Origin of the sequence: Bradyrhizobium sp. in8p8 (assembly GCF_000426845.1) — a bacterium.
Classification (GTDB): Bacteria; Pseudomonadota; Alphaproteobacteria; order Rhizobiales; family Xanthobacteraceae; genus Bradyrhizobium; species Bradyrhizobium japonicum_C.
In genome coordinates this window covers 80,654-106,153 of sequence record NZ_AUGD01000006.1, presented here as the reverse complement: position 1 = coordinate 106,153, position 25,500 = coordinate 80,654, and the positions used below count along the sequence as shown (strand labels likewise).

Below are 25,500 nucleotides of genomic sequence, written 5' to 3'. Positions count from 1 at the left end.
GCGAGGGTGGCTCGCCGCATAGCGGCGAGACGGATGAGGGTATCTCCCCGCGTGAGTCTGGTGCAGTCCCACGGAAGGGCAGTCAGCAAGCGTCGGCTGAACGCCTAGATCACGTCGGCCAGCGAATGGCCGTGGAGTTCGATGTTGAGTCCCTGCATGCCCAGGTCGTTGATCTCGCCGCCCATAGCCTTCAGGCTCTCCTCGCGGATCAGCGACATCAGCCCGCGGCGCAGGGCCAGGAATTCCGACGACATCATCATGGATTGCTGCCGCGGTCGCTCCAGCGGGATCGGGATTTCCGCCTTGATCGAGCCGGGCCGGGCGGTCATGCAGTAGACGCGGTCCGACAGGAAAATCGCCTCGTCGATGTCGTGGGTGACGAACAGCACCGAGATCTTCAGCCGTTGCCACATATTGGTGAGGATCTGCTGCATGATGACGCGCGTTTGCGCGTCGAGCGCGCCGAACGGCTCGTCGAGCAGCAGCACTTTCGGCCCCGTCGCGAGCGCGCGTACGATGCCGACGCGCTGCTTCATGCCGCCGGAGAGCCTTTCCGGATAATGTTTCTCGAACGCCTCGAGCCCGGCAAGCCCGAGCAGCGTGCGCGCGGCACGCTCGCGTTGCGAGCGGGGCATGCCGCGCATCTTGAGGCCGAACTCAACGTTCTCGCGCACGGTTTTCCAGGGGAACAGCGAATATTGCTGGAACACCATGCCGCGTTCGGCGCTCGGGCCGTTGACGCGTTCGCCATCGACGGTGACGATCCCTGTCGTCGGTTTGAGGAAGCCTGCGACGGCATTGAGCAGCGTCGACTTTCCGCAACCGGACGGGCCGACGATCGACACGAACTCGCCGGGCCGCACATGGATCTGGGTGTCGGTGACGGCCTGCACCGCTCCCTCGATGGTCTCGTAGGCGAGGGAGAAGTTCTTGACCTCGATGTGGCCCTTTGCCTTGGCCGCAAGGACTTCGCTCATGTCGATCTCCATGGCATCACCAATTGTCCCGCGCCGCGGATCAGCAGGCTCGATCCAAGGCCGAGCACCCCGATTGCGATCATGCCGAGCGCGATATCGGCATATTGAACCAGCGAATATGCTTCCCAGGTGAAATAGCCGATGCCGTACTGGCCCGAGATCATCTCGGCCGCGATCAGCGACACCCATGCGACGCCCATGCCGACAGTGAGGCCGGTGAAGATGTGCGGCAGCGAGGCCGGAAAGTACACTTCGCGGAAGATCGAGCGCTCGCGCGCGCCGAGACACTGCGCGGCACGCACCAGCACCGGATCGACCAGCGACATGCCGTGGAGCGTGTTGACCAGGATCGGAAAGAACGAGCCGAGGAACGTGATGTAGACGATGCTCTGCTCGTTGGTCGGCCACAGCATGATCGCCATCGGCACCCAGGCGATCGCCGGGATCGGCCGCAGCACCTCCGCCACCGGGAAGACCAGCTCGTGCACCAGCTTGAAGCGTCCCATGATCAGGCCGAGCGGCACCCCGACGATGGCGGCGAGCGAGAAGCCGATGAAGATGCGGCGGCAGCTGAGCAGCACATGCATCAGGAATTTGGGGTCGTGGATCGCCTTGGTGAAGCTCGCATAAACCGCGAGCGGCGAGGGCACATTGGTGAAGCGCACGAAGAATACGACGCGATAGGTCGTGAGCAGGTGCCAGACCAGGAGGAACGCGAGCAGCGAGATGACGCCGATCGCGGTCGCGCGCAACCGGCCCTGGTTCAGGCGGTACCAGCGTAGGACGAGCGTGCCGAAGGAGGGCGGTGCTGCGGCTGGCGAGACGGCGGGCACAGGGCCCGCCTCTGCAATGGACGTTGCCGGCATGCCGTCCTCGGGATGTCTGACGAGGGCGGGGCTGCTCACGTCTTGCCTCCGCCGACCGACGCTTTCACCGCATCGTCGAAGCCGAGCACCTTGCCGCTGATCTTCGCCGCGTAGGCCTCGGCATCCTTCTTCAGCAGGAATGGTGCGACTTCGCCGCTGCCCACGGCGAAGAAGGCCTGATCGGCGAACAGCTTGATCCCGCGGGTGGTATCGAACACGTAGGCCACGTTGATCTTCTTGCCCTTGGCCTTGTAGTCGGCATAGGCGCCGAGTGTGCAGGTGGCGGACGAGAAGGGCATGATGCCGGCGTCATCGACCCAGACTTCGCCGGCCTTGCGCGGATCGGCGATGGGCTTCTTGCAGAAGGCGTCTTCGCCCGAGATTTCATAGTTCTTCGTGCTCGCGAGCTGCGCGTCGTAGTCGAGCTTCATCTCGGCATAGGCCTTGCGGATGTAGCTGTCGTCGACCCACTTCTTCGGATCGAACTCCTTCATGCGGCCGAGATTCTGCAGAACCTTGACGTCGGTCGTCGCGGCATCGATCAACGCTGGCTTGACCGTGGGATCGGTGGTCATGTTGCCGCTGGGACCGAGGAAGATGTAGACGACTTCCTTATTGATGCCGGTCCATTCCTGAATCTTCTCGGCGGCGAGCTTGGGATTGTCGCGCAGCCACTGATTGGCGGCGATCAGCGCCTTGAAGTAGGCGACGACGACCTCAGGATACTTCTCGGCGAAATCGGTGCGGACGACGATGCCGTGGAAGGTCGGCAAGTTCGTCTCGACTCCGTCGAAGATCTTTCGCGCGAAGCCGCGGAACGGCAGCAGCTCGGCGAAGGGGACGAAGTCGGCATGCCCGTCGATCTTCTTCTCCTGGAGATTTGTGGATCCGACCTCGGGACTCTGGCTGACCAGCTGGAAGAAGTCAGCGGGATAGCCCCGGTCCTGCATCGCTTTGAGGACCATGCCATGCGCGGCGGAGCCGAAGGGGACGCTGACGAGCTTGCCTTTGAGATCGGCGAGATCGTAGTAGGGCGAGTCCTTGTGAACGACGAGACCGTTGCCGGAGCCGGAGAGGCTGTAGGCGGCGATGCCGACCAGCCGGCTCTTGCTCTCGGGGTTGCTCTCGAAGGTGAAGCCGTTCACGATCAGCGGATAGTCGCCCATCATGCCGATCTGCAGCTTGTTCGCCATCATCGCATTGGTGACGGGCGGGCCTGAGGTGAAATTCTGCCACTCCAGCTCGAACTTGATGTTGGCATACCTGCCATCTTTCGGCAGATATTTCTCGAGGAGACGCAACTGGCGGATGACGACGCCGGCGGTGACCGTGTTTGTCGTGGTGTCCTGCGTTCCGATGCCGAGTGTGATCGTTTCCGCCGACACCGGCTGTGTGACGATTAGCGCCAGCGACGTCACCGACATCGCGATCGAGAGCGTGGGAAGACGGCGGACCATTCTCATCCTCATTCGGTTGGATGTGCTGTGGTTGCCATGATTGGGTGAGGGCGCGGGCAGGGCAAATCCGGAGTGGCCGTTGCAGTCGATTAGTTGCCGGGAAACTCTGATTGCATACTCCTTGGGCAGTCCTGCACTATAAAGCCGCTTGCCTGTGCACCGGCCCTGGCTGCAAATTCGTCTAGTCAGCTGCGTGACCGCGCATCTCTTCCAGCACGTCGGTCCGGCAGATCACGATCTGCGACCGCTTGGTCAGCACGATTCCCTTCTCCTGCATGCGCTTCAGGCTGATCGTGACCCACTGCCGGGTGGCGCCGACCATGTGGGCAATATCGGCATGAGTAAAGGCTGCAGCGATCACGGTGCCGTCGGCATCCTCGACACCGTAGAGCTCGACGAGATGCAGCAGGAGGTGCGCAAGACGCTGCGTGATCGAGCGCGTTCCCAGCATTTGTGCCAGCGCAGAATAGCACTTGCCCTTGAAAGTGAGGCCTTCGATGAGGCCGATCGCGAGATTCGGGATCTCCGCGGCAAGGGACCTCAGCTCCTTTCCCGGTAGGTGCACAACGCTGCAATTGCTGGATGCCACGCCGGACCATTGATGCATGGTGCCTTCGAACACTTCGGGCCCGCCGACGAAATTGCCGGCGTGCCAGTAAGCCAGCGTGATCTCGCGCCCAAGCGGGGACGTGTAGAACACCCGGATGCGGCCGCTCTCGATCAGCCAGATGCCGTCATGCTTGCCGCCCTGGCTGAACAGAGTCTGGCCGCGATTGAGCACCTTGCGACGGCCCTGCTTCAGCACCAGCTCGCGCTCACGCGGAGAGAGCTTGTCCATGAGCGGCGGCGGGCCGCCGATCCATTGCTGGTTCTCGGTCAGCAGCAGCGACGAACTGCCGGTGGGCCGCACCGCTCCGGGAACGGTCCCGCGAACCGCATTCGCCGCCTGCAACATCGTCTGCCTCCGGAACGTTCAAATCGTTCTAAAGAGGAGCAATGTCCGTGCCAGATGGCCTGCCGACCCCCTGCGTCATTCTGAGCGCGCCGTTCGGTGCCCGGTGAGAACGATGCCGGTTATGCGGCAGTCCCGGCCAAGCTCAGCAAATACGGCTTCGGGTAAATGCCCCGGTTGTGCCCATCCGAGAACGAGATGTTCAGCCCGTAGCCGAGGTCGCCGATCTCGGTGATGGCAATGCCGGGAAATGCTTCAGGGAAGCGGCCATCGAAGCGTGCACGGGTGCAGTGGGCGCATTTGCAGGAGATGCGGAGTGTTTCGGCGCCGATGCTCAGCGCAACGTCCTGCGTGGTGCGGACGAGCAGCGAAGCGAGATCGGTGCTGGCTTCATAGCCGGCTACGGTCGGCGCGACCAATGTCGTTGTCATGACGGACCTCTGACTTCTCTCTAGGCGGTCGCGGCATGTACGAACAGCAACTAATTGCCGGCGGGCGTGATCGCGTGCCTTCTCTCCGATGAGCGCTCACGAAATGTGAAACTAATCGACCGGGAACTCCACTTCCGCGTTGCCGGACTCTCATCTCTCCGAAACCTTCTGCGCCATCGATGGCAAGGAGAGATCATGAGCGCATTTCAGAAGGAAACGGTTCTGTCTGTCAGACACTGGACCGGCTCCTTATTCAGCTTCACCGCGACGCGAGATCCCGGCTTCCGGTTCCAGAACGGTCAATTCGCCATGATCGGGCTCGAGATCGAGGGCAAGCCGTTGATGCGGGCTTACAGCATGGCCAGCGCCAACCATGAGGAGGCGCTCGAGTTCTTCTCGATCAAGGTGCAGAACGGCCCGCTGACCTCGCGCCTGCAGAAGATCAGGGAAGGCGACATCATCCTGGTCGGCCGCAAGGCGACCGGCACGTTGATCACCGGCAATCTCATTCCGGGAAAACGCCTGCTGCTGCTCTCGACCGGCACGGGGCTTGCGCCCTTCGCCAGCCTGATCAAGGACCCCGACGTCTACGAGAACTACGAGACCATCGTGCTTGCACATGGTTGCCGCCAGGTCTCCGAGCTCGCCTATGGCGAGCACGTCGTCGACGGCTTGCGCAACCACGAATTCTTCGGCCCCCTGATCCGCGACAAGCTGGTCTATTACCCGACCGTCACCCGCGAGCCGTTCCGGAACCGCGGCCGGATCACCGATCTGATCGCCTCGAATCAGGTTTTTGACGACATCGGGCAGTCCGGCCTCGATATTGAGGCCGACCGCATCATGCTTTGCGGCAGCCCCGCAATGCTCGAGGAACTCCACGCGATGTTCTCCGCACGCGGCTTCGTCGAGGGCAACCACAGCCAGCCCGGCCATTTCGTGATCGAGAAGGCTTTCGTCGAACGCTGAGGCGCAAATCGCGTTCCGGCGACAACTAATTGCTATCGCCGGGAAGCTCCCTGAACAAATCTGACGCAAAGGCGCCGGCTATCGGCGAACCAGGAGCAAGTGATGGCACTAGATGAGATCGTCGACGGACTTTCCGAGGTTTCCTGCGACGTGCTGGTCATCGGCGGCGGCACGGCCGGCCCGATGGCGGCGCTGAAGGCGAAGCTGAAGAACCCGAAGGCCAATGTCGTCCTGCTCGAAAAAGCCAACGTCAAGCGCTCCGGCGCGATCTCGATGGGGATGGACGGGCTGAACAACGCCGTCATTCCCGGCTATGCGACGCCGGAGCAGTACACCAAGGAAATCACCATCGCCAACGACGGTATCGTCGATCAGAAGGCGGTCTACAAATACGCGCAGAATTGCTACAAGATCATCGAGGAGCTCGATAGCTTCGGCATTCGCTTCCTGAAGAACGAGAACGGCGACTATGCCGTCAAAAAGGTGCACCACATCGGGACCTACGTGCTGCCGATGCCGAACGGCGAAACCGTGAAGAAGGCGTTGTATCGCCAGCTCCGCCGCGCCCGCATCCTGATCTCCAACCGCTACATGGCGACGCGGCTCCTGAAGTCTGCCGATGGCCGCATCGCAGGGGCGGTCAGTGTCAATACCCGCACTGCCGAGATGCTCGTCATCAAGGCCAAGGCCGTGATCCTCTGCATGGGCGCCGCCGGCCGCCTGGGCCTGCCGACCTCCGGCTACATGTTCGGCACCTATGAGAACGCGGCCAATTCCGGCGATGGCTACGCCATGGCCTATCATGCCGGCGCCGCGCTCGCGAATCTCGAATGCTTTCAGATCAATCCGCTGATCAAGGACTATAACGGTCCGGCCTGCGCCTATGTCGCCGGCCCGTTCGGCGCCTACACGGCGAACAACGAGGGATCGCGCTTCATCGAGTGCGACTATTGGTCCGGTCAGATGATGCTCGAGTTCTACAACGAGCTCCTGTCCGGCAAGGGCCCCGTGTTCCTCCAGCTCAAGCACCTCCACCCCGACACCATCTCCGAGATCGAATCCACGCTGCACAAGGTGGAGCGTCCGACGCGCGGGCTGTTCCAGCAGGGGCGCGGAGTCGATTACCGCAGCGAATCGATCGAGATGCACATCTCCGAGATCGGCTTCTGCTCCGGCCACAGCGCCTCGGGCGTGTTCGTCGACGATAATGCGCGCACCACCGTGCCGGGTTTATATGCCGCCGGCGACATGGCCAGCGTGCCGCACAACTACATGCTGGGCGCCTTCACCAACGGGGCGGTCGCCGGCGTCGATGCCATGGAGTTCGCCGATAGCCACGATTTCGCGGAGTTCGACGCGACCGATGTCGCGATGGAGCGCGACCGCGTGATGGCGCCGACCAGGCGCGAGGACGGCATTCCGCCCAATCAGATCGAGTACAAGACCCGGCGCCTCGTCAACGACTATCTGCAGCCGCCGAAGGTCACGCGCAAATACGAGCTCGGCATGCGGCGTCTGGCCGAAGCACGCGAGGACATGCAGGAGCGCATGATCGCGCGCAACGCGCACGAACTGCTCCGCGCCCTCGAAGTTCAGTCGATCATGGACTGCGCCGACATGGCCGCGCACGCCTCGCTTTACCGCGAGGAGAGCCGCTGGGGCCTCTATCACTGGCGCACGGATTTTCCGGAGAAGGACAACGAGAACTGGTTCTGCCACACGCTGCTGAGCAAGCGTGACGGCAAGATGACCAGCGAGAAACGTGCCGTCGAGCCTTATGTCGTCCCTATCGCGGACGACGAGAAAGACCTCTACGACAAGCAGCGCATCCGCGCCTCCGCCTGATCCGCCAGAACACAGAAACAGGAGACATCGAAATGCCTCTCGCGTCCTATCAGACATCTGTCCCGGTGGTCGTCGACGACGCGAAATGCATCGCCGACAAGGGCTGCACCGTGTGCGTCGATGTCTGTCCGCTCGACGTGCTGCGCATCAGCGACATGACCAAGAAGGCCTACATGGCCTATGACGAATGCTGGTACTGCATGCCCTGCGAAGCAGACTGCCCGACCGGCGCCGTTACCGTCAACATTCCCTATCTGTTGAGGTGATGATGTCGAGCCCGTTCGAATCCTATGACGATCTCGAAGACGCCGACGAGCGGCTGCAGGCCGCCGATCCCGCCGAGCGCCGCGTCGCCATCATCGCGCTCGGCCATTCCGGCGATCCTGCGGCCGTCGCGCATCTCGCCAACATGGTGTCTGACCCCGATGCCGGCGTGCGCCAGCAGGTCGCGATGGCGCTCGGCGAGTTCGATGGACCGGAGGCTGCGGCGGCGCTGGTGAAGTTGCTGGTCGATCCTGAGAGGATCGTCGCAGCGGCTGCGGCTGACAGCATGGCCGAGTTCAAGGATCCTGCCTGCGCCGAGATCATCCTGCCCCTGGTCAAGCACGCCCACGCCTTCGTTCGCATGGGCGCGCTGCGTGCTTTGAAGGAATTGCGCTGCAAGGACACATTGAAGCCGGCGCTGGAAGCACTCCAGGATTCCGATGCCGCCGTGCGCGTGCAGGCGATCGGCGTGATCGGGTTCCTCAAGCTCGAAGAATCGATCCCGGCGCTGACCGCGCTGATCAACGATCCCGATGCCCATGTCCGCCGCGCGGCGGTCAGCGCGTTGGCGTTCTCGCACATGAAGCCCGCGGCGGAGACGATCACGCGCGCGCTGAAGGACTCGGACTGGATGGTGCGCGAAATGGCCGCGGAGACGCTGGGCCTCAACGCCAACGGCTCGCTGGCCGCGGATCAACTCATCGGCTCGCTCGGCGACGAGTTCTGGCAGGTACGATTGAAGGCGATCCGCAGTCTCGGCAAGATGAAGGTCGAGCGTGCGGTGCGCCCGATCGGCAATTCCGTCAACCACGAACAGGCGAACCTGCGCAAGGAGGCGGCCGCCGCACTCGGCGAGATAGCCCATCCCGATGGGGAAGCGTTCCTGGCCGTCATTGCCGATGATCCGGATCCTGATGTGCGCAAGAATGCACGTTGGGCGCTGCAGCAGACCGCGGCCCGCAAGGCGCGGGCAGGGGCATAGCGGTTCTTCGCGGCTGGTCTGGACTTCCCCTGCCAGACGTTTATTTGTCTTCGCCAACGGGATCGACCGCCGAAAAATGGCCGATCTGAGAACAGCGAGGACGCGGCCATGACGACTTTGATGGTGAAAGACCTACTCCCCGAGGACGGAACGAAGGGGACGCTGGTTGGCCGCGTCTGGCTGCCGCAGGTCAACGGTCCCGCCGTCGTCGCCGTGCGCGGAGATGGCGTGTTCGACGTCACGGCGAAGTTTCCGACGGTCAGCGCGCTCTGCGAGGAAGACAATCCGGCCAAGGCGCTGGCGGCAGTCAAGGGCGAACGTATCGGCGATCTTGAAGCCATCGTTGCCAATACCCCTCCCGACGGCCGCGACTCCAGCAAGCCGTGGCTGCTCGCGCCAGTCGACCTCCAGACGCTGAAAGCCGCCGGCGTCACTTTCGCCATCTCGATGCTGGAGCGCGTCATCGAGGAGCGCGCCAAGGGCAACCCGGCGTCGGCCGAGGCGATCCGCAAAGAAGTCACCCGGCTGATCGGCGACGATCTCTCCAAGCTCAAGCCGGGGTCGGACCAGGCGATGCACCTGAAGCAGGTACTGATCGATCAGAACGCCTGGAGCCAATATCTCGAAGTCGGCATCGGCCCCGATGCCGAGGTCTTCACGAAGGCGCCGACCATGTCGTCGGTCGGCACCGGAATGGATGCCGGCCTGCATCCGAAATCGACTTGGAACAATCCTGAACCCGAGCTCGTTCTGTTCGTCTCGAGCCGGGGCAAGATCGTCGGCGGCGCGCTGGGCAATGACGTGAACCTGCGCGACTTCGAGGGCCGTTCGGCGCTGCTGCTGTCGAAGGCCAAGGACAACAACGCGTCCTGCTCGATCGGCCCGTTGCTGCGCCTGTTCGACGACAGCTTTTCACTCGACGATGCGCGCAAGCTGGACATCAGCCTGAATGTGAAGGGCACCGACGGCTTCGTCCTCGACGGCCACTCGTCGATCAGCAAGATCAGCCGCGATCCGACCGATCTCGTGGAGCAGACGATCGGAAAGGTGCACCAATATCCTGATGGCTTCGTGTTGTTCCTCGGCACGATGTTCGCGCCGGTGAAGGATCGCGATGCGCCGGGGCAGGGGTTCACCCATAAGCGCGACGACATCGTCACGATCTCGGCGCCCCAACTTGGCAAGCTCGTCAACCGCATGCGCACGAGCGACGAGTGTGAGCCCTGGACGTTCGGCATCGGCGCGCTGATGAAGAACCTGGCGCAGCGAAAGCTCATATAGCTCTTTGTGCTGGCCGTCCGAGGTCCGACGAGAGAGCGCGGCTTGGTTTTCACGCTAAAGTTGTTTTGGTGTACAATTCACGCAGAGGGTGTCGTCAGCCTGCGGCCCAGCCGGCATGCCAACGGTATAGTCAAATAATATGACTAGTAAGGCCGCAATTCCTATGGAATAGTGCGATCCGAGCGCCCGGAATGGGCGACCGTCGGTGCTTTGTTACCAAAATGGGCGCTGGCCAAGATTCGGGGAGAAGGCGCTTCATGACCTCGCGCATCGTCGTCATCCCGACGCGACGGGCTCACTCCAACCATGCCGAGGTGGCTCGCTCGATCGGCGTCGACATCATCGCCGGCCGCTACGCGGAGGGGACCCGCCTGCCCGGCGATGCCGAGATGATCGCGATGTTCGGTGTGTCGCGGCCGGTCCTGCGGGAGAGCGTGAAGACGCTGGTCGCCAAGGGGCTGCTCACCACCAAGGCGCGGGTTGGCACCGTCGTGCGCGAGCGCGGCGCCTGGAACATGTTCGATGCCGACGTGCTGGCCTGGCACCTCGACGCCGGCATCGACAAGCGCTTCCTCAACGACCTCGCGGAGATCCGCCTCGCCGTCGAGCCGCGCGCGGCCATGCTCGCGGCGGCGCGGCGGTCGGAGGACGATATGACCGAGCTCCGGCGCAGCATGGAGCGCATGCGGCGTGAAGCCTCCGATTCAGCGGGCTTTGCCGATGCCGATCTCGCACTTCATGTGGCCGTGGCCCGCGCCTCCGGCAATCTCTTCATGCGCTCGATCGGGCATGTCATTGAAGCCGCGCTTCGCGCCTCGTTTCTGCTCAGTGCCCCGGTCGAGCCGAAGGATCGCGACACCGTGCTGCTCTGGCATCAGAAGATCGTCGACGCCATTGCCGCGGGCGACGCGGACGCGGCCTCCGAAGCGATGGTTTTCGTCATTCACAACGGCATGCATCGCCACGACGGTGCCGCGACCGAGACGGTGCCGGCCGAGGTGCTGCCATCGGGGGAACCTGGAGGACGATCGTGACCGAGCTTCGCATCGCCATTGTCGGGTTCGGCAAGATCGCGCGCGATCAGCATGTCGACGCCATCGCCGCGGTTTCCGGCGCGACGCTGACCGCGGTCGCCAGCCGCAACGCTTCGCTGCCGGAATTGCCGCATTTCGCAACGATCGAGGAATTGCTGGAGCAGGGGCCGCCGATCGATGCGATCTCGCTCTGCACGCCGCCGCAGGTGCGGCGGACCCAGGCCGCAGCCGCACTCGCCGCCGGCAAGCATCTCATGTTGGAGAAACCCCCCGGGGCGACCCTTGTCGAACTCGATCCGCTGATCGCGATGGCGGCGGAGGCGAAGTGCACGCTGTTTGCGACTTGGCATTCGCGCCATGCCCCGGCTGTCGAGCCGGCGCGGCAATGGCTGAAGGCGCGCCGGATCAAATCCGTGCACATCAGCTGGAAGGAAGACGTGCGGGTCTGGCATCCCGGGCAGCGCTGGATCTGGGAACCCGGCGGCCTCGGCGTATTCGATCCCGGCATCAACGCCCTGTCGGTCCTGACCAGGATTCTGCCGAAGCCTGTGTTCGTCACCGCAGCCGAGCTGGCCTTTCCAGCCAATTGCCAGGCGCCGATCGCGGCGAACCTGACCCTGGCGGATATCAGTGGTCTGCCTGTGACCGCCGAGTTCGATTTCCGCCAGACCGGGCCGCAGAGCTGGGATATTGTCGTCGAAACCGATCAGGGCCGGATGACTCTGTCCAGCGGTGGCGCGCGCATGGCCGTTGACGGCGAGGTGCTCGCCGAAGCGCCGGACGAGGAATATCGCGGACTTTACCGGCGCTTCGTCGAACTCGCGGCGTCCGGCGCCAGTGACGTCGATCTGATCCCGCTGCGTCTCGTCGCCGACGCATTCATGCTGGGCAGGCGCACGATCGTCGAACCGTTTGTGGATTGAGCATGGCCGCGTCGAGAGTCACGAACGACGTATTCGGGACGCTGCCGGATGGCCGCAAGGTCCGGCGCATCGTGTTGCGCGGGGCAGGCGGCTTCGAGGCGCGGATCATTACCTATGGCGCCGTGCTACAGGCGCTGATCGCGCCGGACGCCAAAGGCGGATACGACGACGTCGTACTCGGCCATGACGCGTTTGCCGGCTATCTCGCCGAACGCAAGTTCCTCGGTGCCACCGTCGGTCGTTACGCCAACCGCATTGCCAAGGGGGAGTTTTGCTTGGACGGCGAGACGATTCAGCTTGCGGTCAACAACGGCCCCAATGCGCTGCACGGCGGCCTCGATGGCTTCGACCGCAAGCTCTGGGAGATCGCGGACATCGACGAGGGCCCACGACCCGCGATAACGCTCTCCCATGTCAGCCCCCATGGCGAGGAGAACTATCCCGGCCAGCTCGATGTGCGCCTGACCTATCGGGTCACGGGCCCGGCCGAGCTGTCGCTGATCATGGAGGCGCGAACCGACCGGCCCACCATCGTCAACCTGACCAACCACAGCTTCTTCAACCTTGAGGGCGCGACGTCAGGTACATCCGTCCTCGATCATAGTTTGACGGTTGCTGCCGGGCATTTCCTCGCCATCGATCCCACCGCCATTCCGTTGCCGGAGCCGCCACGCCCGGTAGCCGGCACGCCTTTCGACTTCCGCGAGCCGCGGCCGGTTGGCGAGCGTATCCGCGAGAGCGATCAGCAGCTGCGAAGCGGCAGGGGCTACGACCACACCTACTGCTTGAAGCGCAACGGCGAGCTCGCGCTTGCGGCCCGGCTCGAGGCGCCGCGCTCGGGACGGATCATGGAGCTGCTCACCAATCAGCCCGGGCTTCAGGTCTATTCCGGCAATTATCTCGACGGTACGATTTCAGGGAAGGGCGGCAAGCTCATCCGTCAATCGGACGCCATCTGCCTGGAGCCTCACATCTGGCCGGACGCGCCGAACCGGCCGGACTTCCCGAGCCCGCGGCTCGATCCCGGCGAAGTCTATCGCCATCACACGGTCTATCGTTTTTCAGCGAGGTCGCCATGACTGAGCAGGTGCCCACGACTGTCCTCTCGGACCATCCCTGCCACCTCGGCGAAGGCCCGACCTACGACGCCTCCACCGACACCGCCTGGTGGTTCGATATTCGTGAAGGGCTGCTGTTCGAGGCGCGGCTCGGCGGCAGTATCCGCGTTCACGAACTCGGCCGGATGGCGAGCGCGCTCGGACGCATCGATGCCGAGCGGCAATTGATCGTCGCCGAGGATGGTCTTTACATTCGCAAGCCCGTCGATGGTGCGATGACGCTGTTTCTCCCGCTCGAAGCGGACAATCCGGCGACGCGCTCGAACGATTGCCGCGTGCACCAATCCGGCACGTTTTGGATCGGCACCATGGGCAAGAATGCCGAGCCGAAGGCGGGCGCGATCTACGCGCTCCATCGCGGCAAGATCTCGACGCTGTTCGACGGCATCAGCATTCCCAACTCCATCTGCTTCTCGCCGGACGGCGCCACCGGCTATTTCACCGACACCCCGCGCGCGGTGCTCTATGCCGTGCCGCTCAATCCCGCGACCGGCCTTCCGCGCGGCGAGCCGGAAGTGCTGTTGCGCCACAGCGGCGTCGGCGGGCTCGACGGCTCGGTGTGCGATGCCGACGGGCAGATATGGAACGCCTGCTGGGGCGCGAGCCGGATCGATGTCTATTCTCCGCAAGGCGAGCGTCTGCGCTCGTTGAGCGTGCCGGCAAGGCAGGCGAGCTGTCCCGCCTTCGTCGGCGCCGATCTGTCGCGCCTCCTCGTCACGTCGGCCTGGCAGGATATGGACGCGGCCGCCCGCGCCGCCGATCCGCAAGCCGGCTGCACGTTTCTGTTGGAGGCATCCGCGCGTGGCCGCGCCGAGCCCGACGTCAAGCTCGCATAGGAGACCAGAGGCAGCGCGCGACCACGTTCTCGACGAAACAAAGAAGCAGTCTGATACCCAAGGGAGTGAAACATGCTGACAATGAAGACCACGTTCCTCGCGTTGGCGCTGGCCGGCGCTGCGACAATGGTCGCGGGCGTCTCCGCCTCCGCCCAGAAGGCGACCGTCGGGATCGCCATGCCGACAAAATCTTCGGCGCGCTGGATCGACGACGGCAACAACATGGTCAAGGTGCTGAAGGAGCGCGGCTACAATACTGACCTGCAATATGCCGAGGACGACATTCCGAACCAGCTCTCGCAAGTCGAGAACATGGTGACCAAGGGTGCCAAGGCGCTGGTCATCGCCGCGATCGACGGCACCACGTTGTCCGACGTGCTCAAGCAGGCGAAGGCGAAAGGCATCACGGTGATCGCCTATGACCGCCTGATCCGCGGCACGCCGAGCGTCGACTATTACGCGACGTTCGACAATTTCCAGGTCGGCGTGCTCCAGGCGCAGTCGATCGAGAAGGGCCTTGGTCTCAAGGAAGGCAAGGGTCCGTTCAACATCGAGCTGTTCGGCGGTTCTCCCGACGACAACAACGCGTACTTCTTCTACAACGGCGCGATGAGCGTGCTGAAGCCCTATATCGACAGCGGCAAGCTCGTCGTCGTCTCCGGCCAGATGGGCATGGACAAGGTTGCGACGTTGCGCTGGGACGGCGCCACGGCGCAGGCCCGCATGGACAATCTGCTCAGCGCCTACTACGGCAACAAGAAGATCAATGCCGTGCTGTCGCCCTATGACGGCATCTCGATCGGCATCATCTCGTCGCTGAAGGGTGTCGGCTATGGCAGCGCCGACCAGCCGATGCCGATCATCTCGGGCCAGGACGCCGAGGTGCCCTCGATCAAGGCGATGCTGCGGGGCGATCAGTATTCCACCATCTTCAAGGATACCCGCGACCTCGCCAAGGTGACCGCCGACATGGTCGACGCTGCACTCGGCGGCAAGGAGGTCACCGTCAACGACACCAAGACCTACGAGAACGGCGTCAAGACCGTGCCGTCGTATCTGCTCAAGCCGGTCGTGGTCTACAAGGACAATTGGGAGCAAGTGCTGGTCGACAGCGGCTACTACAAGAAGTCGCAATTCCAGTAGACCTCTGGTGCCGTCGTTCAGGGCACGCGAGGCGTGAACCATGGTGCGCTCTTGCGCACCTGAGAACCTCGAGATTCCGGGTTCGATGCTCCGCATTGCCCCGGAATGACGCCGGAGCGAATGACGAAGGTTTCCAGGAACATGATCCAATGACCGCCATGCTGGAGATGCGCAACGTCAGCAAGAGCTTTGCCGGCGTGCAGGCGCTGCGCGACGTCAACTTCTCGGTCCGCGCCGGGCAGATTCACGCCCTCGTCGGCGAGAACGGCGCCGGCAAGTCGACGCTCATGAAGGTGCTGAGCGGGGTTTATCCGCACGGCAGCTACGAGGGCACCATCGTTTTCGAGGGCGAGGAGCGACGCTTCCGCGACATCAACGATTCCGAGGCGCTCGGAATCATCATCATCCACCAGGAGTTGGCGCTGATCCCGCTGATGTCGATCGCGGAGAACATCTTCCTGTCGCATCCGCCGTCCAGGCTCGGCGTGATCGATCGCGACGAGGTGTATCGACGCACGCGGGAGCTGCTGGCGCAGGTCGGCCTGAAGGAATCGCCGAATACCCTGATCACCGATCTTGGCGTCGGCAAGCAGCAATTGGTCGAGATCGCAAAGGCCCTCTCCAAGCGGGTGCGCTTGCTCATCCTGGACGAGCCGACCGCCAGCCTCAACGAAGCCGACAGCGCCGCGCTGCTCGAGCGCCTGATGGCCTTCCGCGAGCAAGGCATCGGGTCGATCCTGATCTCGCACAAGCTCAATGAGGTCGCCAAGGTCGCCGACCACATCACGGTGCTGCGTGACGGCCGCACCGTCGACAGCATCGATTGCCATGTCGAACCGATTCAGGAAGACCGCATCATCCGTAGCATGGTCAACCGCGATCTTGCGCACCGCTTCCCGGAGCGCAGCGCGAAGATTGGCGAAGCCGTGCTCGAGATCGCGAACTGGTCGGTCTATCACCCCATCCATCCCGAGCGGCAGGTGATCAAGAACGTCAGTTTCAACGTCAAGCGCGGCGAAGTCGTCGGCCTCGCCGGCTTGATGGGGGCAGGACGCACCGAGTTCGCCATGAGCCTGTTCGGCGGATCCTGGGGCACCGGTATCGGCGGAAGCCTGCGACTTGAGGGCAGGGAGGTGGTGTTGCCGAACGTCGCCGCCGCGATCGATGCCGGCCTCGCCTATGTCACCGAAGACCGCAAGCAGCTCGGCTTGATCCTCGCCGACGACGTGCGCAAGAACATCACGCTTGCGAGCCTCGACCAGGTCGCGCCGCGGCGGGTGATCGACGACATTGCCGAGCTGAAGGTCGCCAGCGACTACCGCAACCGCATGCGGATCCGCTGCTCCGATGTCTATCAGGAGACCGGCCAGCTCTCCGGCGGGAACCAGCAGAAGGTGGTGCTGTCGAAATGGCTGATGACCGATCCCAAGGTCCTGATCCTGGACGAGCCGACGAGGGGCATCGACGTCGGTGCCAAGTACGAGATCTATTGTATCATCAATGAACTGGCTGAAGCCGGCCGCGGCGTCGTCGTGATCTCCTCGGAGATGCCCGAGCTGCTCGGCATCTGCGACCGGATATGCGTGATGAACGACGGCGCGTTCGTCGGAGAATTCAGGGGAGCCGAGGCGACGCAGGAGAAGATCATGCGCGCCATCATGCGCAACGAACGAAGTACTGGGAACGCCGCGCCCGCGGCCGCGGAGATGGGAGGATCGCAGCCATGACCGACAAGACGGTGTCGCTGCCCGAGGAGCGCCGGCACGGCAGCTTCATCAAGAACAATCTGCGCAATTACGGCATGCTGATGTCGCTGATCGCGATCATGCTGTTCTTCCAGGTCGTGACCGGCGGCACGCTGCTGCAGCCGCTCAATCTGACCAACCTGGTGCTCCAGAACAGTTACATCGTCATCATGGCGCTCGGTATGCTGCTGGTCATCGTCACCGGCCATATCGACCTCTCGGTCGGCTCGGTCGCGGGCTTCATCGGCGCGGTGGCCGCGGTGCTGATGGTGACCTACAAGGTCGACTACACGCTCGCCTTCATCGCCTGCCTTCTAGTTGGCGCCGCCATCGGCGCCGCGCAGGGCTATTGGGTGGCCTACTTCAAGATCCCGTCCTTCATCGTGACGCTTGCGGGCATGCTGGTGTTCAAGGGTCTTGCACTTGCCGTGCTGCAGGGGCAGTCGCTGGGGCCGTTTCCGCCGACCTTTCAGAAACTATCGTCCGGCTTCATTCCGGAGCTGCTGCCCGAAGCCGGCACGCTGCATCCGACCTCCATGCTGATCGGCACCGTGCTCGCGCTCGGCCTCGTCTACGCCGGCGCGAAGGGCAGATCGCGCGAACAGTCGCACGGTATCGAGGTCGAGCCCTACGCATTCTTTCTCGGCAAAAGCATCCTGCTGGCCTGTGCCGTGCTCTATTTCACCTATCTGATCGCCTCCCACCGCGGCCTGCCCAACGTGCTGGTGATCATGACCGCACTGATCGCGCTCTACGGCTTCGTCACCCGCCGCACGGTCATTGGGCGGCAGATCTATGCGGTCGGCGGCAACGCCAAGGCGGCAAGCCTGTCGGGCATCAAGACCGAGCGGCTGACCTTCCTGACCTTCGTCAACATGGGCGTGCTCGCCGCGCTCGCCGGGCTCGTCTTCGCCGCGCGGCTCAATACCGCGACGCCCAAAGCGGGGCTCGGCTTCGAGCTCGACGTGATCGCCGCCTGTTTCATCGGCGGCGCCTCGGCCTATGGCGGCGTGGGACGGGTCGGCGGTGCCGTGGTCGGCGCCATGATCATGGGCGTGATGAACAACGGCATGTCCATCCTCGGCATCGGCATCGACTATCAGCAGGTGATCAAGGGGCTGGTGCTGCTGGGGGCGGTCTGTATCGACGTGTATAACCAGCGGCGCTGACGCTACGTAGTCTCGCGAGAAGCGGTGGGCGCGCTTTGGCCCTGCTGACCTAACGGCACCTGCTACTGCGTCGTGAACAGCACCGCCGCGATCGCGACGGAGAGGCTCACTGCGGAAACGGTCGCCACCGTCGAAAGCACGCCCATTCGCCGGAGTGCGATGGCAAACGCGATGATGATCGGTGTCGCGGTCATCAGCCCGATTTGTGCATCGCTCATCTTATCGTTCCCTGTTCTGCGGAACCGCCGGATGCGCCACCCTATGGAAGTGCGGCAAACGAGACGTTGCGCTGGCGCAAATGCTTCTCCGGCCGGTTGCACTATTTGTGCGGCGACAAAGTTGGAACCGCGCCGGTGAGATATCCGTTCGGCGTCCTTGATGCGGAATGCAGATGTCGGCGACGGATTGCGAACAGCAAGAAACCGGCTGGGGAATCCTCGGAGATCTTCCTGGCGATCCCATGATCTGGGTGCTGATCTTCAGCGAGCTCGCCGCTTTCGGCCTGTTTCTTGGCGCTTTCGTCGTGGCTCGCGCGCTTCATCCGGCTGTCTTCGCGGCCGGACAGGCCACTCTCGATACGCATCTTGCCGGAATCAACACTGTCGTTCTGGTGACAAGTGGCTGGGCCGCTGCCCGCGGTACGGCCGCCGCGCGTGCGCGGCGCCGGCCAGCCGCGCGGGGCTGGATGTTCGTCGCCATGGCGCTCGGCGCGCTCTTCATAGCCATCAAGCTGTTCGAATATTCCGGCGAGATCGCGTTGGGTAACGGCTTGGAGACGAGCCCGTTTTTCACGCTGTACTTCCTCCTCACCGGATTCCATCTCCTGCATGTCGGCCTCGGCATCGTGATTCTCGCCGTAGTTTCCCGGAGCGCCGGTGCTGCGGGCGTTGAGACCGGAACCGCTTTTTGGCACATGGTCGATCTGCTCTGGATCGTGATGTTCCCGATCATCTATCTGGTGCATCAGTGATTCCGGATCGTCTCGACATCGCATGGATCGCGCTTATTGGCTTTGCCCTCGCGACCATTCTGCTCTCGTCACTTGCCGCACGTCCATTGCTCGGCAATGCCCTGTTGCTGACGCTCGCGGCCCTCAAGGGCCGCCGCGTCGTGCTCGATTTTCTCGATCTTCGCGCCGCGCCGGCGCTTTGGCGAGGCCTCGTCAGCGCCTGGGTCGTCATCGTGGTGCTGTTTGCCTGGCTCGCATCCGCCGTCGTTGCCCTGATCTGACGCGCTCATTGCGCCCTGACAAAGAACGAACGGCCCCCGTCGGCAATAAATCGCAGCATCGCATCTCGCTTGAATCAACGGAAAGGATTGGCAATGGCTGAACGCCTGACCAAGTCGGCCGCTCGAAACGTCTTCTACGGCGGATCGGCCTTCTTCTTCGCCATTTTCATAGGGCTGACGGCGCACAGCCACTACTACATGACCACGACCTCCACCGACGCCGCCACGCTGACATCGTCGGTCGCCCGCGGCAAGCACGTCTGGGAGAAGAACTCCTGCATCAACTGCCACACCCTGCTCGGCGAAGGTGCCTACTTTGCGCCTGAAGTCGGTAACGTCTGGGACCGCTGGGGCGGCAACGAGGATCCGGCCGCCGCGCGCGAGACGCTGAAGGCCTGGATGCAGTCGCAGCCTTCGGGTGCGCCCGGCCGGCGGCAGATGCCGCAGTTCAACCTCACCGACCAGGAACTCAACGATCTCGCCGACTTCCTGCAATGGACCTCTACGATCAAGCGCCAGGAGTGGCCGCCGAACAAGGCCGGTTGAGAGCATCGCCTCCCGAATCCCTCAAGACAGAGAGCCTGAGATGAAATACCAGACCCAGAAAGTCGCGATGCTGTACTTCTACGGCGCGCTGACCCTGTTCCTCGCGCAGGTCCTGTTCGGCCTCGTCGCCGGAACGATCTACGTCCTGCCCAACACGCTATCGACCCTCCTGCCTTTCAACGTCGTCAGGATGATCCATACCAATGCGCTGATCGTCTGGTCGTTGATCGGCTTCATGGGCGCCACCTACTTCCTGCTTCCCGAGGAGACCGAGACCGAGCTGTACAGTCCGCTGCTGGCGAAGGTTCAGTTCTGGATGTTCTTCGGCGCAGCCGGCGTCGCCGTGGTCGGCTATCTCTTCCACTATCATGAGGGCCGCGAGTTCCTCGAACAGCCATTCATCATCAAGGTCGGCATCGTGGTCGTCTGCCTGATGTTCCTTTTCAACGTGACGATGACGGCACTCAAGGGTCGGAAGACCACAGTCACGAACATCCTCTTGTTCGGCCTGTGGGGCGTTGCGATCTTCTTCCTCTTCGCCTTCTACAATCCGATCAATCTGGCGGTCGACAAGATGTACTGGTGGTACGTTGTCCATCTCTGGGTCGAAGGCGTCTGGGAGCTGATCATGGCCTCCGTGCTGGCGTACCTCATGATCAAGCTCAACGGCATAGACCGCGAAGTGGTCGAGAAGTGGCTCTACGTCATCATCGGCCTTGCGCTGTTCTCGGGCATTCTCGGTACCGGTCACCACTTCTACTGGATCGGCGCGCCCGGCTACTGGCAGTGGATCGGATCGCTGTTCTCCACGCTCGAGGTAGCGCCGTTCTTCACCATGGTGATCTTCACGGTGCAGATGACCTGGAAGGCCGGCCGCAAGCATCCGAACCGCGCAGCTCTGTTGTGGTCGGTCGGCTGCTCGGTGATGGCGTTCCTGGGCGCCGGCGTCTGGGGTTTCCTGCATACGCTGTCTTCCGTGAACTATTACACCCACGGCACTCAGGTCACCGCCGCGCACGGTCATCTCGCCTTCTTCGGCGCCTATGTAATGCTGAACCTGGCGGTGATGGCTTACGCGATCCCGCAGATCAAAGGACGCGCGCCCTACAATCAATGGCTCTCCATGGCGAGCTTCTGGATCATGTGCACGGCCATGATGGTGATGACCTTCGCATTGACCTTCGCCGGCGTGGTCCAGGTCCATCTCCAGCGCGTGCTCGGGCAGGGCTACATGGACGTGCAGGATCAGCTCGCGATGTTCTACTGGGTCCGGCTCGGCTCAGGCGTGTTCGTGGCGATCTCGGCTCTGATGTTCGTCTGGGCCGTGCTGGTCCCGGGTCGCGTCAAGCAGCCGGTCATTACCGGCGCGTTGCAGCCGGCTGAGTAAGCAAAAATGGCGGTCGCGGTTTGTCGCGACCGCCTTCTCAAAGTGAACTCCGGAGAAAGATCATGAACGCAGCACTCCTCGCCGTGGCGGCGTCCGAACCCGAGCTGCCGGCCTATGTCGCAACCGGCAACGAATGCGCGTTGTTCGAGCACGCCTGGCGAAATCAGCTGCCGGTCCTCTTGAAGGGCCCGACCGGCTGCGGCAAGACGCGCTTCGTCGCCCATATGGCGGCGCGGCTCGGATTGCCGCTGCACACCGTCGCCTGCCACGACGATCTCACCGCGGCCGATCTCACCGGCCGCTATCTGCTGCGGGGCGGTGACACGGTATGGACGGATGGTCCGCTGACGCGCGCAGTGCGTGGGGGCGGCATCTGTTATCTCGATGAGGTCGTGGAAGCGCGCAAGGACGTGACCGTCGTGCTGCATCCCTTGACCGACGATCGCCGCATCCTGCCGCTCGAGCGCACCGGCGAGGAGCTGGTGGCTCCCAACAGCTTCATGCTTGTCGTATCCTACAATCCCGGTTACCAGACGCTGCTGAAGGCGCTGAAGCCGTCCACACGGCAGCGCTTCGTCGCCATCGAATTCGGTTTCCTGCCGGCCGATCAGGAGATCGCCGTCGTGTCGTCCGAAAGCGGACTGGCGCCAGAGCGCGTGCGGCCGCTGGTCGGGTTGGCTGGCCGGCTGCGCGCGCTGAAGGGCCACGATCTGGAGGAGGGCGTCTCCACCCGGCTGGTCGTCTATTGCGCGACGCTGATTGCCGCCGGTACGCCGATCGCCGACGCCGTGCTCGCCGGCATGATCGAGCCCCTGACCGACGATGCCGACGTGAAGGCGGCGCTGCTCGACGTCGCGCGCGCCATGATCGGGTGAGGCCCATGCTCGACTTCCTCGAACTGGAGGAGACGGTCGGCCGCGCCTGGCACCGGATGGTCGGCGGCACCGGGAGCTATCCGGTTCACGACGATCACGCCGTCGCGCTCGCGGGGATGAAGAGCCGGCTCGCGGTGATGTTCCGCGCGCTCGGCGGCGAGACGGGCGTGCAGATCGCGAGCGCCGGCGCACGCAGGGCAGGCCATCGTCTCGGCTGGCGACAGCGCATCGGCCTCGGGGACGAGCGACTAGAGCAGCCGGGCCGCGACGCCGCGACCATCTTCCTGCCCGATCGCATCGCGCTCTTTCCGGACCGGGCCTTGAACGCAGCGCTCTATCGCTGGCTTGCGGCCTGGTTCGCGGTGGCTCCAATCGAGACCATCATGGAAACCGATCCGCTGCGGCGGGATCTTCTGGTTTTGCGCCGGGCGAGCGCGACGACGGTCTTCGTGCTCACGCAATTTCCAGGGCTCGCCGCCGACTACGCGCGGCTCGCCGCCGCCACCGCCGAGGCCCGGCCTCGCCGACCTCTGCCGCGCACCGAGCAGGACATCGAGCTGGTCGTCCTGGCCCTGCTCGGTGCGAGCAAGGGGCCAGCGGGCAAGTTGTGGCCGGCCATGATGGGGATGGAGCCGTTGCCGGACAAGGCGCCGCCGGGCTATCGCTCGATCCTGCCGTGCCCGCTCTGGGGCGATTGCTGGACGCGTGAACTATCGCCTACCCATGCGGGCGAGGATGAATGTGCCGATGGTGCGGAGCCCGCCGGCCAGGACGATCGCAAGCGCTTCGCGACTCGCGAGCGCGAGGACAATGCCAACCGCCGCGATCCGTTCGTGCTCAACCGCTTCGAGAAGATCCTCGCAATGGCGGAGATGGTCAATGTCGATCGTCCCGCTGACGACAGCGAGGATGAGGATGCGCAGAAAGCGGCCGACGATCTCGAGGAGATCACGCTCAGCCGACGTACCGGCAAGCCGGCGAGCCGGTTCAAATTCGATCTCGACCTGCCCCCCGAGGCCCTTGATGCCTCACCGCTGAGTGCGGACTTCACCTATCCCGAATGGGACTACCGCAGCGGCTCCTATCTGCCGGATCATTGCCGCGTGCTCGCCGGCGCGGCCTCCGAAACCGGAGAGAGCTGGGTCCCCGACGATTCCATGCGCCGGCACGTCCGCCAGGTGCGCCGCCGCTTCGAGATGTTGCGGCCCCGTCACGAACTGATGCGGGCGCAGGCCGACGGACACGACCTCGATCTCGATGCGCTGGTACGTGCGCGGTGCGACCTCCGTGCCGGCAGCGGCGGCAGCGGTCTCGATCGCATCCATGTTGCCATGCGCCCGCAAGGGCACGATCTCGCTGTCACGCTCCTTGTCGATGTCTCGTTGTCGACAGACGCCTGGGTCGACGGCTACCGCGTGCTCGACGTCGAGAAGGAGGCGCTGCTGGTGCTCGCCCACGGGCTCTCGGCCTGCGGCGATCACCACAGCATCCTGACCTTCACCTCGCGCCGGCGCTCCTGGGTGCGGGTCGTAACGGTCAAGGCCTTCGGCGAGCCGATGGGCGGAACGGTGGAGCGCCGCATCGGCGCACTCAAGCCCGGCTACTATACACGGATCGGGGCCGCGGTGCGCCACGCCGCGGCCGAGCTCGCGCACCAGCCGCAACGCAAGAGGCTGCTGCTCGTCCTCACCGACGGCAAGCCGAACGATGTCGATCATTACGAAGGCCGGTTTGCACTCGAAGACACCCGCAAGTCGGTGCAGGAGGCGCGCCGGCTCGGGATCGCGGTGTTCGGTGTGACGATCGACGCGGCGGCACAATCCTACTTTCCGACGCTGTTTGGCCGCAGCGGTTACGCCATCGTCGGCAACATAAAGCGATTGCCCGCGGCGCTGCCGGCGATCTACCGGCAGGTGGCGCATTGATGCGAAGCTGAGCCAGTGCGAATGAGGCATCGTCGTGCTGGTGGATGGCGACGATACTTGCTGATAGGTTCGCCTCGACGGTGGTGGAGCAACCGCAAGCGAGAATGAGAGCCGGACCTTGAATGGGATGCTGATTGCCTGCGGCGATGCGTTGATCGATTTTCTGCCGACGCGGACCCCGGACGGATGTGAGGCGGCGCTGCCGGCAGTCGGCGGCTCCTGCCTCAACGTCGCGATCGGCTTGGCGCGGCTCGGCGCGCCGACGGGCTTCGTCGGCGGCATCTCGACCGACCTGTTCGGACGGATGATCGCAGATCACGCCGCCGCCTCCAACGTCGATCTCGGTCTCGTCACCCGCAGCGACGACCAGACCACGCTCGCTTTCGTCCGCACCGTCGCGGGCGACTCGCAGTACGCCTTTTACGATGCCGGAACCGCGACGCGGAACTGGACCTATCGGCGCGGCTCGATCGCGTTCAGCAAGGTCGAAGCCGTCCATGTCGGCTCCACGACCCTGGTCAATGACCAAGGCGCGGCGGAGACGACAGCGCTGATCGAGGATGCGCGTGCGTCCTCGACGATCGCCTTCGATCCGAACTGCCGACCGAACCTCGTCAAGGACGAGCCGGCCTATCGCGCGCGTATGTCCGAGTTCGCGGCACGCGCCGATCTCATCAAGATGTCGGACGCCGACTTCGCCTATCTCTTCGGTGAGGAGTCGTATGAGCTGCGGGCGAACGTGCTGCTCGGGCAGGGCGCAAGCCTTGTCGTGATCACCCGCGGCGAGACCGGCGCCGTCGCGTGGCACGCAAAGGTGGGGCAGATCGAAGTCTCCGCGCCGAAGGTCGAGGTGGCCGACACCATCGGCGCGGGCGACAGCTTTCAAGCTGCCTTGCTCTTTGCTCTCTACAAGCAGGGGCATCTCACCCGGCTGCGAATGAAGGACATCGGTGCGGACGAGCTGCACCGCGCGCTCTCTTTTGCCGCCCAATGCGCCGGCCTGACCTGCACGCGTGCGGGCGCCGATCCGCCCTGGCTGCACGAGCTCGGCTGGACGCTCTAGAAGGCCGCGCCTCTGATGCGACTCTGCCCCCTCCGCTGGCGGGAGAGGTCAGCCCACATCTGAAAACAACCCCATGCACAGTAGCCAGGCGCAATCATTTCAATGGCTTACATTGGGGCAGGACGGTCATTTCAGCGTATAGAGAAACGCCGCGATGTCGCGCGCGTCCTTTTGCGGAATGCCCATTTTCGGCATCGCATTGCCCGGCAGCGCCTTCTGCGGATCTTCGATCCAGGCCGCCATATTGTCCGGCGAGTTCTGGATGTAGCCGGCAATGTAGGTCCGCGTGCCGATCCGATGCAGCGGCGGGCCGACGTTACCATTGGCGCCCGCGACGCCGGGGATGTCATGGCAGCCGCCGCAACGGTAGGTCTTGACCAGATCGGCACCGCGGCGTGCGTCGCCGCTGAAATTGTCAGGGCCCGCCGCCGCTGCTTCGCCAGCGCCGATGACCGCCAGTCCCAGCACCGAGATCAGCAAGC

General features: G+C 63.8%; 26 protein-coding genes. 19 read left to right on the top strand and 7 right to left on the bottom strand.

Annotated features, from left to right (window positions below; translation table 11 throughout):
* Positions 1 to 104: 104 nt before the first annotated feature.
* The 5 genes from K408_RS0117155 to K408_RS0117135 all read right to left on the bottom strand — a co-directional run bounded on the left by K408_RS0117155 (position 105) and on the right by K408_RS0117135 (position 4,683).
* A complete protein-coding gene (locus tag K408_RS0117155) occupies positions 105 to 989 on the bottom strand; it encodes an ABC transporter ATP-binding protein (RefSeq protein WP_155248484.1) in 885 nt (294 codons plus the stop codon).
* Entirely contained in the window at positions 974 to 1,882 is a 909-nt protein-coding gene (locus K408_RS0117150) for an ABC transporter permease (RefSeq protein ID WP_024339908.1), read from the bottom strand. The genes K408_RS0117155 and K408_RS0117150 overlap by 16 nt, the downstream gene beginning before the upstream one ends.
* Positions 1,879 to 3,300 (bottom strand): ABC transporter substrate-binding protein, encoded by a 1,422-nt coding sequence (locus K408_RS0117145; RefSeq protein ID WP_024339909.1) that lies wholly within the window; start codon positions 3,298 to 3,300, stop codon positions 1,879 to 1,881. The genes K408_RS0117150 and K408_RS0117145 overlap by 4 nt, the downstream gene beginning before the upstream one ends.
* Positions 3,301 to 3,481: 181 nt before the next feature.
* Positions 3,482 to 4,255: a Crp/Fnr family transcriptional regulator gene (locus K408_RS0117140; RefSeq protein WP_024339910.1), complete on the bottom strand. Its 774-nt coding sequence runs from the start codon at positions 4,253 to 4,255 to the stop codon at positions 3,482 to 3,484.
* Between the two features lie 119 nt (positions 4,256 to 4,374).
* The gene (locus K408_RS0117135) at positions 4,375 to 4,683 is read right to left on the bottom strand and encodes a gamma-butyrobetaine hydroxylase-like domain-containing protein (RefSeq protein WP_028145910.1); all 309 of its coding nucleotides are present in this window, start codon (positions 4,681 to 4,683) and stop codon (positions 4,375 to 4,377) included.
* A gap of 195 nt (positions 4,684 to 4,878) precedes the next feature.
* On the opposite strand from K408_RS0117135, the gene K408_RS0117130 reads away from it, so the two are divergent.
* From K408_RS0117130 to mmsB, 12 genes are all read left to right on the top strand, one after another.
* Entirely contained in the window at positions 4,879 to 5,652 is a 774-nt protein-coding gene (locus tag K408_RS0117130; protein ID WP_024339912.1) for a ferredoxin--NADP reductase, read from the top strand.
* Positions 5,653 to 5,754: 102 nt separating this feature from the next.
* Positions 5,755 to 7,497 carry a fumarate reductase/succinate dehydrogenase flavoprotein subunit gene (locus K408_RS0117125; protein WP_024339913.1) on the top strand — a complete coding sequence of 581 codons (1,743 nt, stop codon included), beginning with the start codon at positions 5,755 to 5,757 and terminating at the stop codon, positions 7,495 to 7,497.
* A 32-nt stretch (positions 7,498 to 7,529) separates the two neighbouring features.
* Entirely contained in the window at positions 7,530 to 7,763 is a 234-nt protein-coding gene (locus tag K408_RS0117120; RefSeq protein ID WP_024339914.1) for a 4Fe-4S dicluster domain-containing protein, read from the top strand.
* A 2-nt stretch (positions 7,764 to 7,765) separates the two neighbouring features.
* On the top strand, positions 7,766 to 8,743 hold the full coding sequence (locus K408_RS0117115; protein WP_024339915.1) for a HEAT repeat domain-containing protein: 978 nt from the start codon (positions 7,766 to 7,768) through the stop codon (positions 8,741 to 8,743).
* A 108-nt stretch (positions 8,744 to 8,851) separates the two neighbouring features.
* The gene (locus K408_RS0117110) at positions 8,852 to 10,024 is read left to right on the top strand and encodes a fumarylacetoacetate hydrolase family protein (protein ID WP_024339916.1); all 1,173 of its coding nucleotides are present in this window, start codon (positions 8,852 to 8,854) and stop codon (positions 10,022 to 10,024) included.
* Between the two features lie 257 nt (positions 10,025 to 10,281).
* Positions 10,282 to 11,058 carry a FadR/GntR family transcriptional regulator gene (locus K408_RS0117105; RefSeq protein ID WP_024339917.1) on the top strand — a complete coding sequence of 259 codons (777 nt, stop codon included), beginning with the start codon at positions 10,282 to 10,284 and terminating at the stop codon, positions 11,056 to 11,058.
* Positions 11,055 to 11,981 (top strand): Gfo/Idh/MocA family protein, encoded by a 927-nt coding sequence (locus K408_RS0117100; RefSeq protein WP_024339918.1) that lies wholly within the window; start codon positions 11,055 to 11,057, stop codon positions 11,979 to 11,981. The genes K408_RS0117105 and K408_RS0117100 overlap by 4 nt, the downstream gene beginning before the upstream one ends.
* A 2-nt stretch (positions 11,982 to 11,983) precedes the next feature.
* The gene (locus K408_RS0117095) at positions 11,984 to 13,060 is read left to right on the top strand and encodes an aldose epimerase family protein (protein ID WP_024339919.1); all 1,077 of its coding nucleotides are present in this window, start codon (positions 11,984 to 11,986) and stop codon (positions 13,058 to 13,060) included.
* A complete protein-coding gene (locus K408_RS0117090) occupies positions 13,057 to 13,935 on the top strand; it encodes an SMP-30/gluconolactonase/LRE family protein (protein ID WP_024339920.1) in 879 nt (292 codons plus the stop codon). The genes K408_RS0117095 and K408_RS0117090 overlap by 4 nt, the downstream gene beginning before the upstream one ends.
* A 72-nt stretch (positions 13,936 to 14,007) precedes the next feature.
* Positions 14,008 to 15,078 carry a multiple monosaccharide ABC transporter substrate-binding protein gene (gene chvE / locus K408_RS0117085; RefSeq protein WP_024339921.1) on the top strand — a complete coding sequence of 357 codons (1,071 nt, stop codon included), beginning with the start codon at positions 14,008 to 14,010 and terminating at the stop codon, positions 15,076 to 15,078.
* Between the two features lie 149 nt (positions 15,079 to 15,227).
* The gene (mmsA, locus tag K408_RS0117080; RefSeq protein WP_024339922.1) at positions 15,228 to 16,805 is read left to right on the top strand and encodes a multiple monosaccharide ABC transporter ATP-binding protein; all 1,578 of its coding nucleotides are present in this window, start codon (positions 15,228 to 15,230) and stop codon (positions 16,803 to 16,805) included.
* Entirely contained in the window at positions 16,802 to 17,992 is a 1,191-nt protein-coding gene (gene mmsB, locus K408_RS0117075) for a multiple monosaccharide ABC transporter permease (RefSeq protein WP_024339923.1), read from the top strand. The genes mmsA and mmsB overlap by 4 nt, the downstream gene beginning before the upstream one ends.
* A 62-nt stretch (positions 17,993 to 18,054) precedes the next feature.
* Here mmsB and K408_RS42760 read toward each other — a convergent pair whose 3' ends face one another.
* A complete protein-coding gene (locus K408_RS42760; RefSeq protein ID WP_091892367.1) occupies positions 18,055 to 18,210 on the bottom strand; it encodes a hypothetical protein in 156 nt (51 codons plus the stop codon).
* 173 nt (positions 18,211 to 18,383) lie between these two features.
* Between K408_RS42760 and K408_RS0117065 the strand changes: the two genes are divergently transcribed.
* The 7 genes from K408_RS0117065 to K408_RS0117035 all read left to right on the top strand — a co-directional run bounded on the left by K408_RS0117065 (position 18,384) and on the right by K408_RS0117035 (position 25,018).
* The gene (locus K408_RS0117065; protein WP_024339924.1) at positions 18,384 to 18,962 is read left to right on the top strand and encodes a cytochrome c oxidase subunit 3 family protein; all 579 of its coding nucleotides are present in this window, start codon (positions 18,384 to 18,386) and stop codon (positions 18,960 to 18,962) included.
* Positions 18,962 to 19,222 (top strand): cytochrome C oxidase subunit IV family protein, encoded by a 261-nt coding sequence (locus K408_RS0117060; protein WP_024339925.1) that lies wholly within the window; start codon positions 18,962 to 18,964, stop codon positions 19,220 to 19,222. The genes K408_RS0117065 and K408_RS0117060 overlap by 1 nt, the downstream gene beginning before the upstream one ends.
* A 93-nt stretch (positions 19,223 to 19,315) precedes the next feature.
* Positions 19,316 to 19,768 (top strand): c-type cytochrome, encoded by a 453-nt coding sequence (locus K408_RS0117055; RefSeq protein WP_024339926.1) that lies wholly within the window; start codon positions 19,316 to 19,318, stop codon positions 19,766 to 19,768.
* A 40-nt stretch (positions 19,769 to 19,808) separates the two neighbouring features.
* Complete coding sequence (locus K408_RS0117050; RefSeq protein ID WP_024339927.1) at positions 19,809 to 21,155, top strand: cbb3-type cytochrome c oxidase subunit I; 1,347 nt, start codon at positions 19,809 to 19,811, stop codon at positions 21,153 to 21,155.
* A gap of 62 nt (positions 21,156 to 21,217) precedes the next feature.
* Positions 21,218 to 22,030, top strand: coding sequence for a CbbQ/NirQ/NorQ/GpvN family protein (locus K408_RS0117045; RefSeq protein ID WP_024339928.1), 813 nt, complete (start codon positions 21,218 to 21,220; stop codon positions 22,028 to 22,030).
* 5 nt (positions 22,031 to 22,035) lie between these two features.
* Positions 22,036 to 23,955, top strand: coding sequence for a nitric oxide reductase activation protein NorD (locus K408_RS0117040; protein ID WP_024339929.1), 1,920 nt, complete (start codon positions 22,036 to 22,038; stop codon positions 23,953 to 23,955).
* Positions 23,956 to 24,082: 127 nt separating this feature from the next.
* On the top strand, positions 24,083 to 25,018 hold the full coding sequence (locus K408_RS0117035; RefSeq protein WP_024339930.1) for a carbohydrate kinase family protein: 936 nt from the start codon (positions 24,083 to 24,085) through the stop codon (positions 25,016 to 25,018).
* A gap of 126 nt (positions 25,019 to 25,144) precedes the next feature.
* Here K408_RS0117035 and K408_RS0117030 read toward each other — a convergent pair whose 3' ends face one another.
* Positions 25,145 to 25,498 carry a c-type cytochrome gene (locus K408_RS0117030; protein ID WP_230646491.1) on the bottom strand — a complete coding sequence of 118 codons (354 nt, stop codon included), beginning with the start codon at positions 25,496 to 25,498 and terminating at the stop codon, positions 25,145 to 25,147.
* Positions 25,499 to 25,500 lie beyond the last annotated feature (2 nt).

Coding starts and splice junctions, on each gene's coding strand:
- K408_RS0117155 (WP_155248484.1), bottom strand. CDS start 989: ATGGAGATCGACATGAGCGAAGTCCTTGCGGCCAAGGCAAAGGGCCAC.
- K408_RS0117145 (WP_024339909.1), bottom strand. CDS start 3,300: ATGGTCCGCCGTCTTCCCACGCTCTCGATCGCGATGTCGGTGACGTCG.
- K408_RS0117140 (WP_024339910.1), bottom strand. CDS start 4,255: ATGTTGCAGGCGGCGAATGCGGTTCGCGGGACCGTTCCCGGAGCGGTG.
- K408_RS0117135 (WP_028145910.1), bottom strand. CDS start 4,683: ATGACAACGACATTGGTCGCGCCGACCGTAGCCGGCTATGAAGCCAGC.
- K408_RS0117130 (WP_024339912.1), top strand. CDS start 4,879: ATGAGCGCATTTCAGAAGGAAACGGTTCTGTCTGTCAGACACTGGACC.
- K408_RS0117125 (WP_024339913.1), top strand. CDS start 5,755: ATGGCACTAGATGAGATCGTCGACGGACTTTCCGAGGTTTCCTGCGAC.
- K408_RS0117120 (WP_024339914.1), top strand. CDS start 7,530: ATGCCTCTCGCGTCCTATCAGACATCTGTCCCGGTGGTCGTCGACGAC.
- K408_RS0117115 (WP_024339915.1), top strand. CDS start 7,766: ATGTCGAGCCCGTTCGAATCCTATGACGATCTCGAAGACGCCGACGAG.
- K408_RS0117110 (WP_024339916.1), top strand. CDS start 8,852: ATGACGACTTTGATGGTGAAAGACCTACTCCCCGAGGACGGAACGAAG.
- K408_RS0117105 (WP_024339917.1), top strand. CDS start 10,282: ATGACCTCGCGCATCGTCGTCATCCCGACGCGACGGGCTCACTCCAAC.
- K408_RS0117095 (WP_024339919.1), top strand. CDS start 11,984: ATGGCCGCGTCGAGAGTCACGAACGACGTATTCGGGACGCTGCCGGAT.
- K408_RS0117090 (WP_024339920.1), top strand. CDS start 13,057: ATGACTGAGCAGGTGCCCACGACTGTCCTCTCGGACCATCCCTGCCAC.
- chvE (WP_024339921.1), top strand. CDS start 14,008: ATGCTGACAATGAAGACCACGTTCCTCGCGTTGGCGCTGGCCGGCGCT.
- mmsA (WP_024339922.1), top strand. CDS start 15,228: ATGACCGCCATGCTGGAGATGCGCAACGTCAGCAAGAGCTTTGCCGGC.
- mmsB (WP_024339923.1), top strand. CDS start 16,802: ATGACCGACAAGACGGTGTCGCTGCCCGAGGAGCGCCGGCACGGCAGC.
- K408_RS42760 (WP_091892367.1), bottom strand. CDS start 18,210: ATGAGCGATGCACAAATCGGGCTGATGACCGCGACACCGATCATCATC.
- K408_RS0117065 (WP_024339924.1), top strand. CDS start 18,384: ATGTCGGCGACGGATTGCGAACAGCAAGAAACCGGCTGGGGAATCCTC.
- K408_RS0117055 (WP_024339926.1), top strand. CDS start 19,316: ATGGCTGAACGCCTGACCAAGTCGGCCGCTCGAAACGTCTTCTACGGC.
- K408_RS0117050 (WP_024339927.1), top strand. CDS start 19,809: ATGAAATACCAGACCCAGAAAGTCGCGATGCTGTACTTCTACGGCGCG.
- K408_RS0117045 (WP_024339928.1), top strand. CDS start 21,218: ATGAACGCAGCACTCCTCGCCGTGGCGGCGTCCGAACCCGAGCTGCCG.
- K408_RS0117040 (WP_024339929.1), top strand. CDS start 22,036: ATGCTCGACTTCCTCGAACTGGAGGAGACGGTCGGCCGCGCCTGGCAC.
- K408_RS0117035 (WP_024339930.1), top strand. CDS start 24,083: ATGCTGATTGCCTGCGGCGATGCGTTGATCGATTTTCTGCCGACGCGG.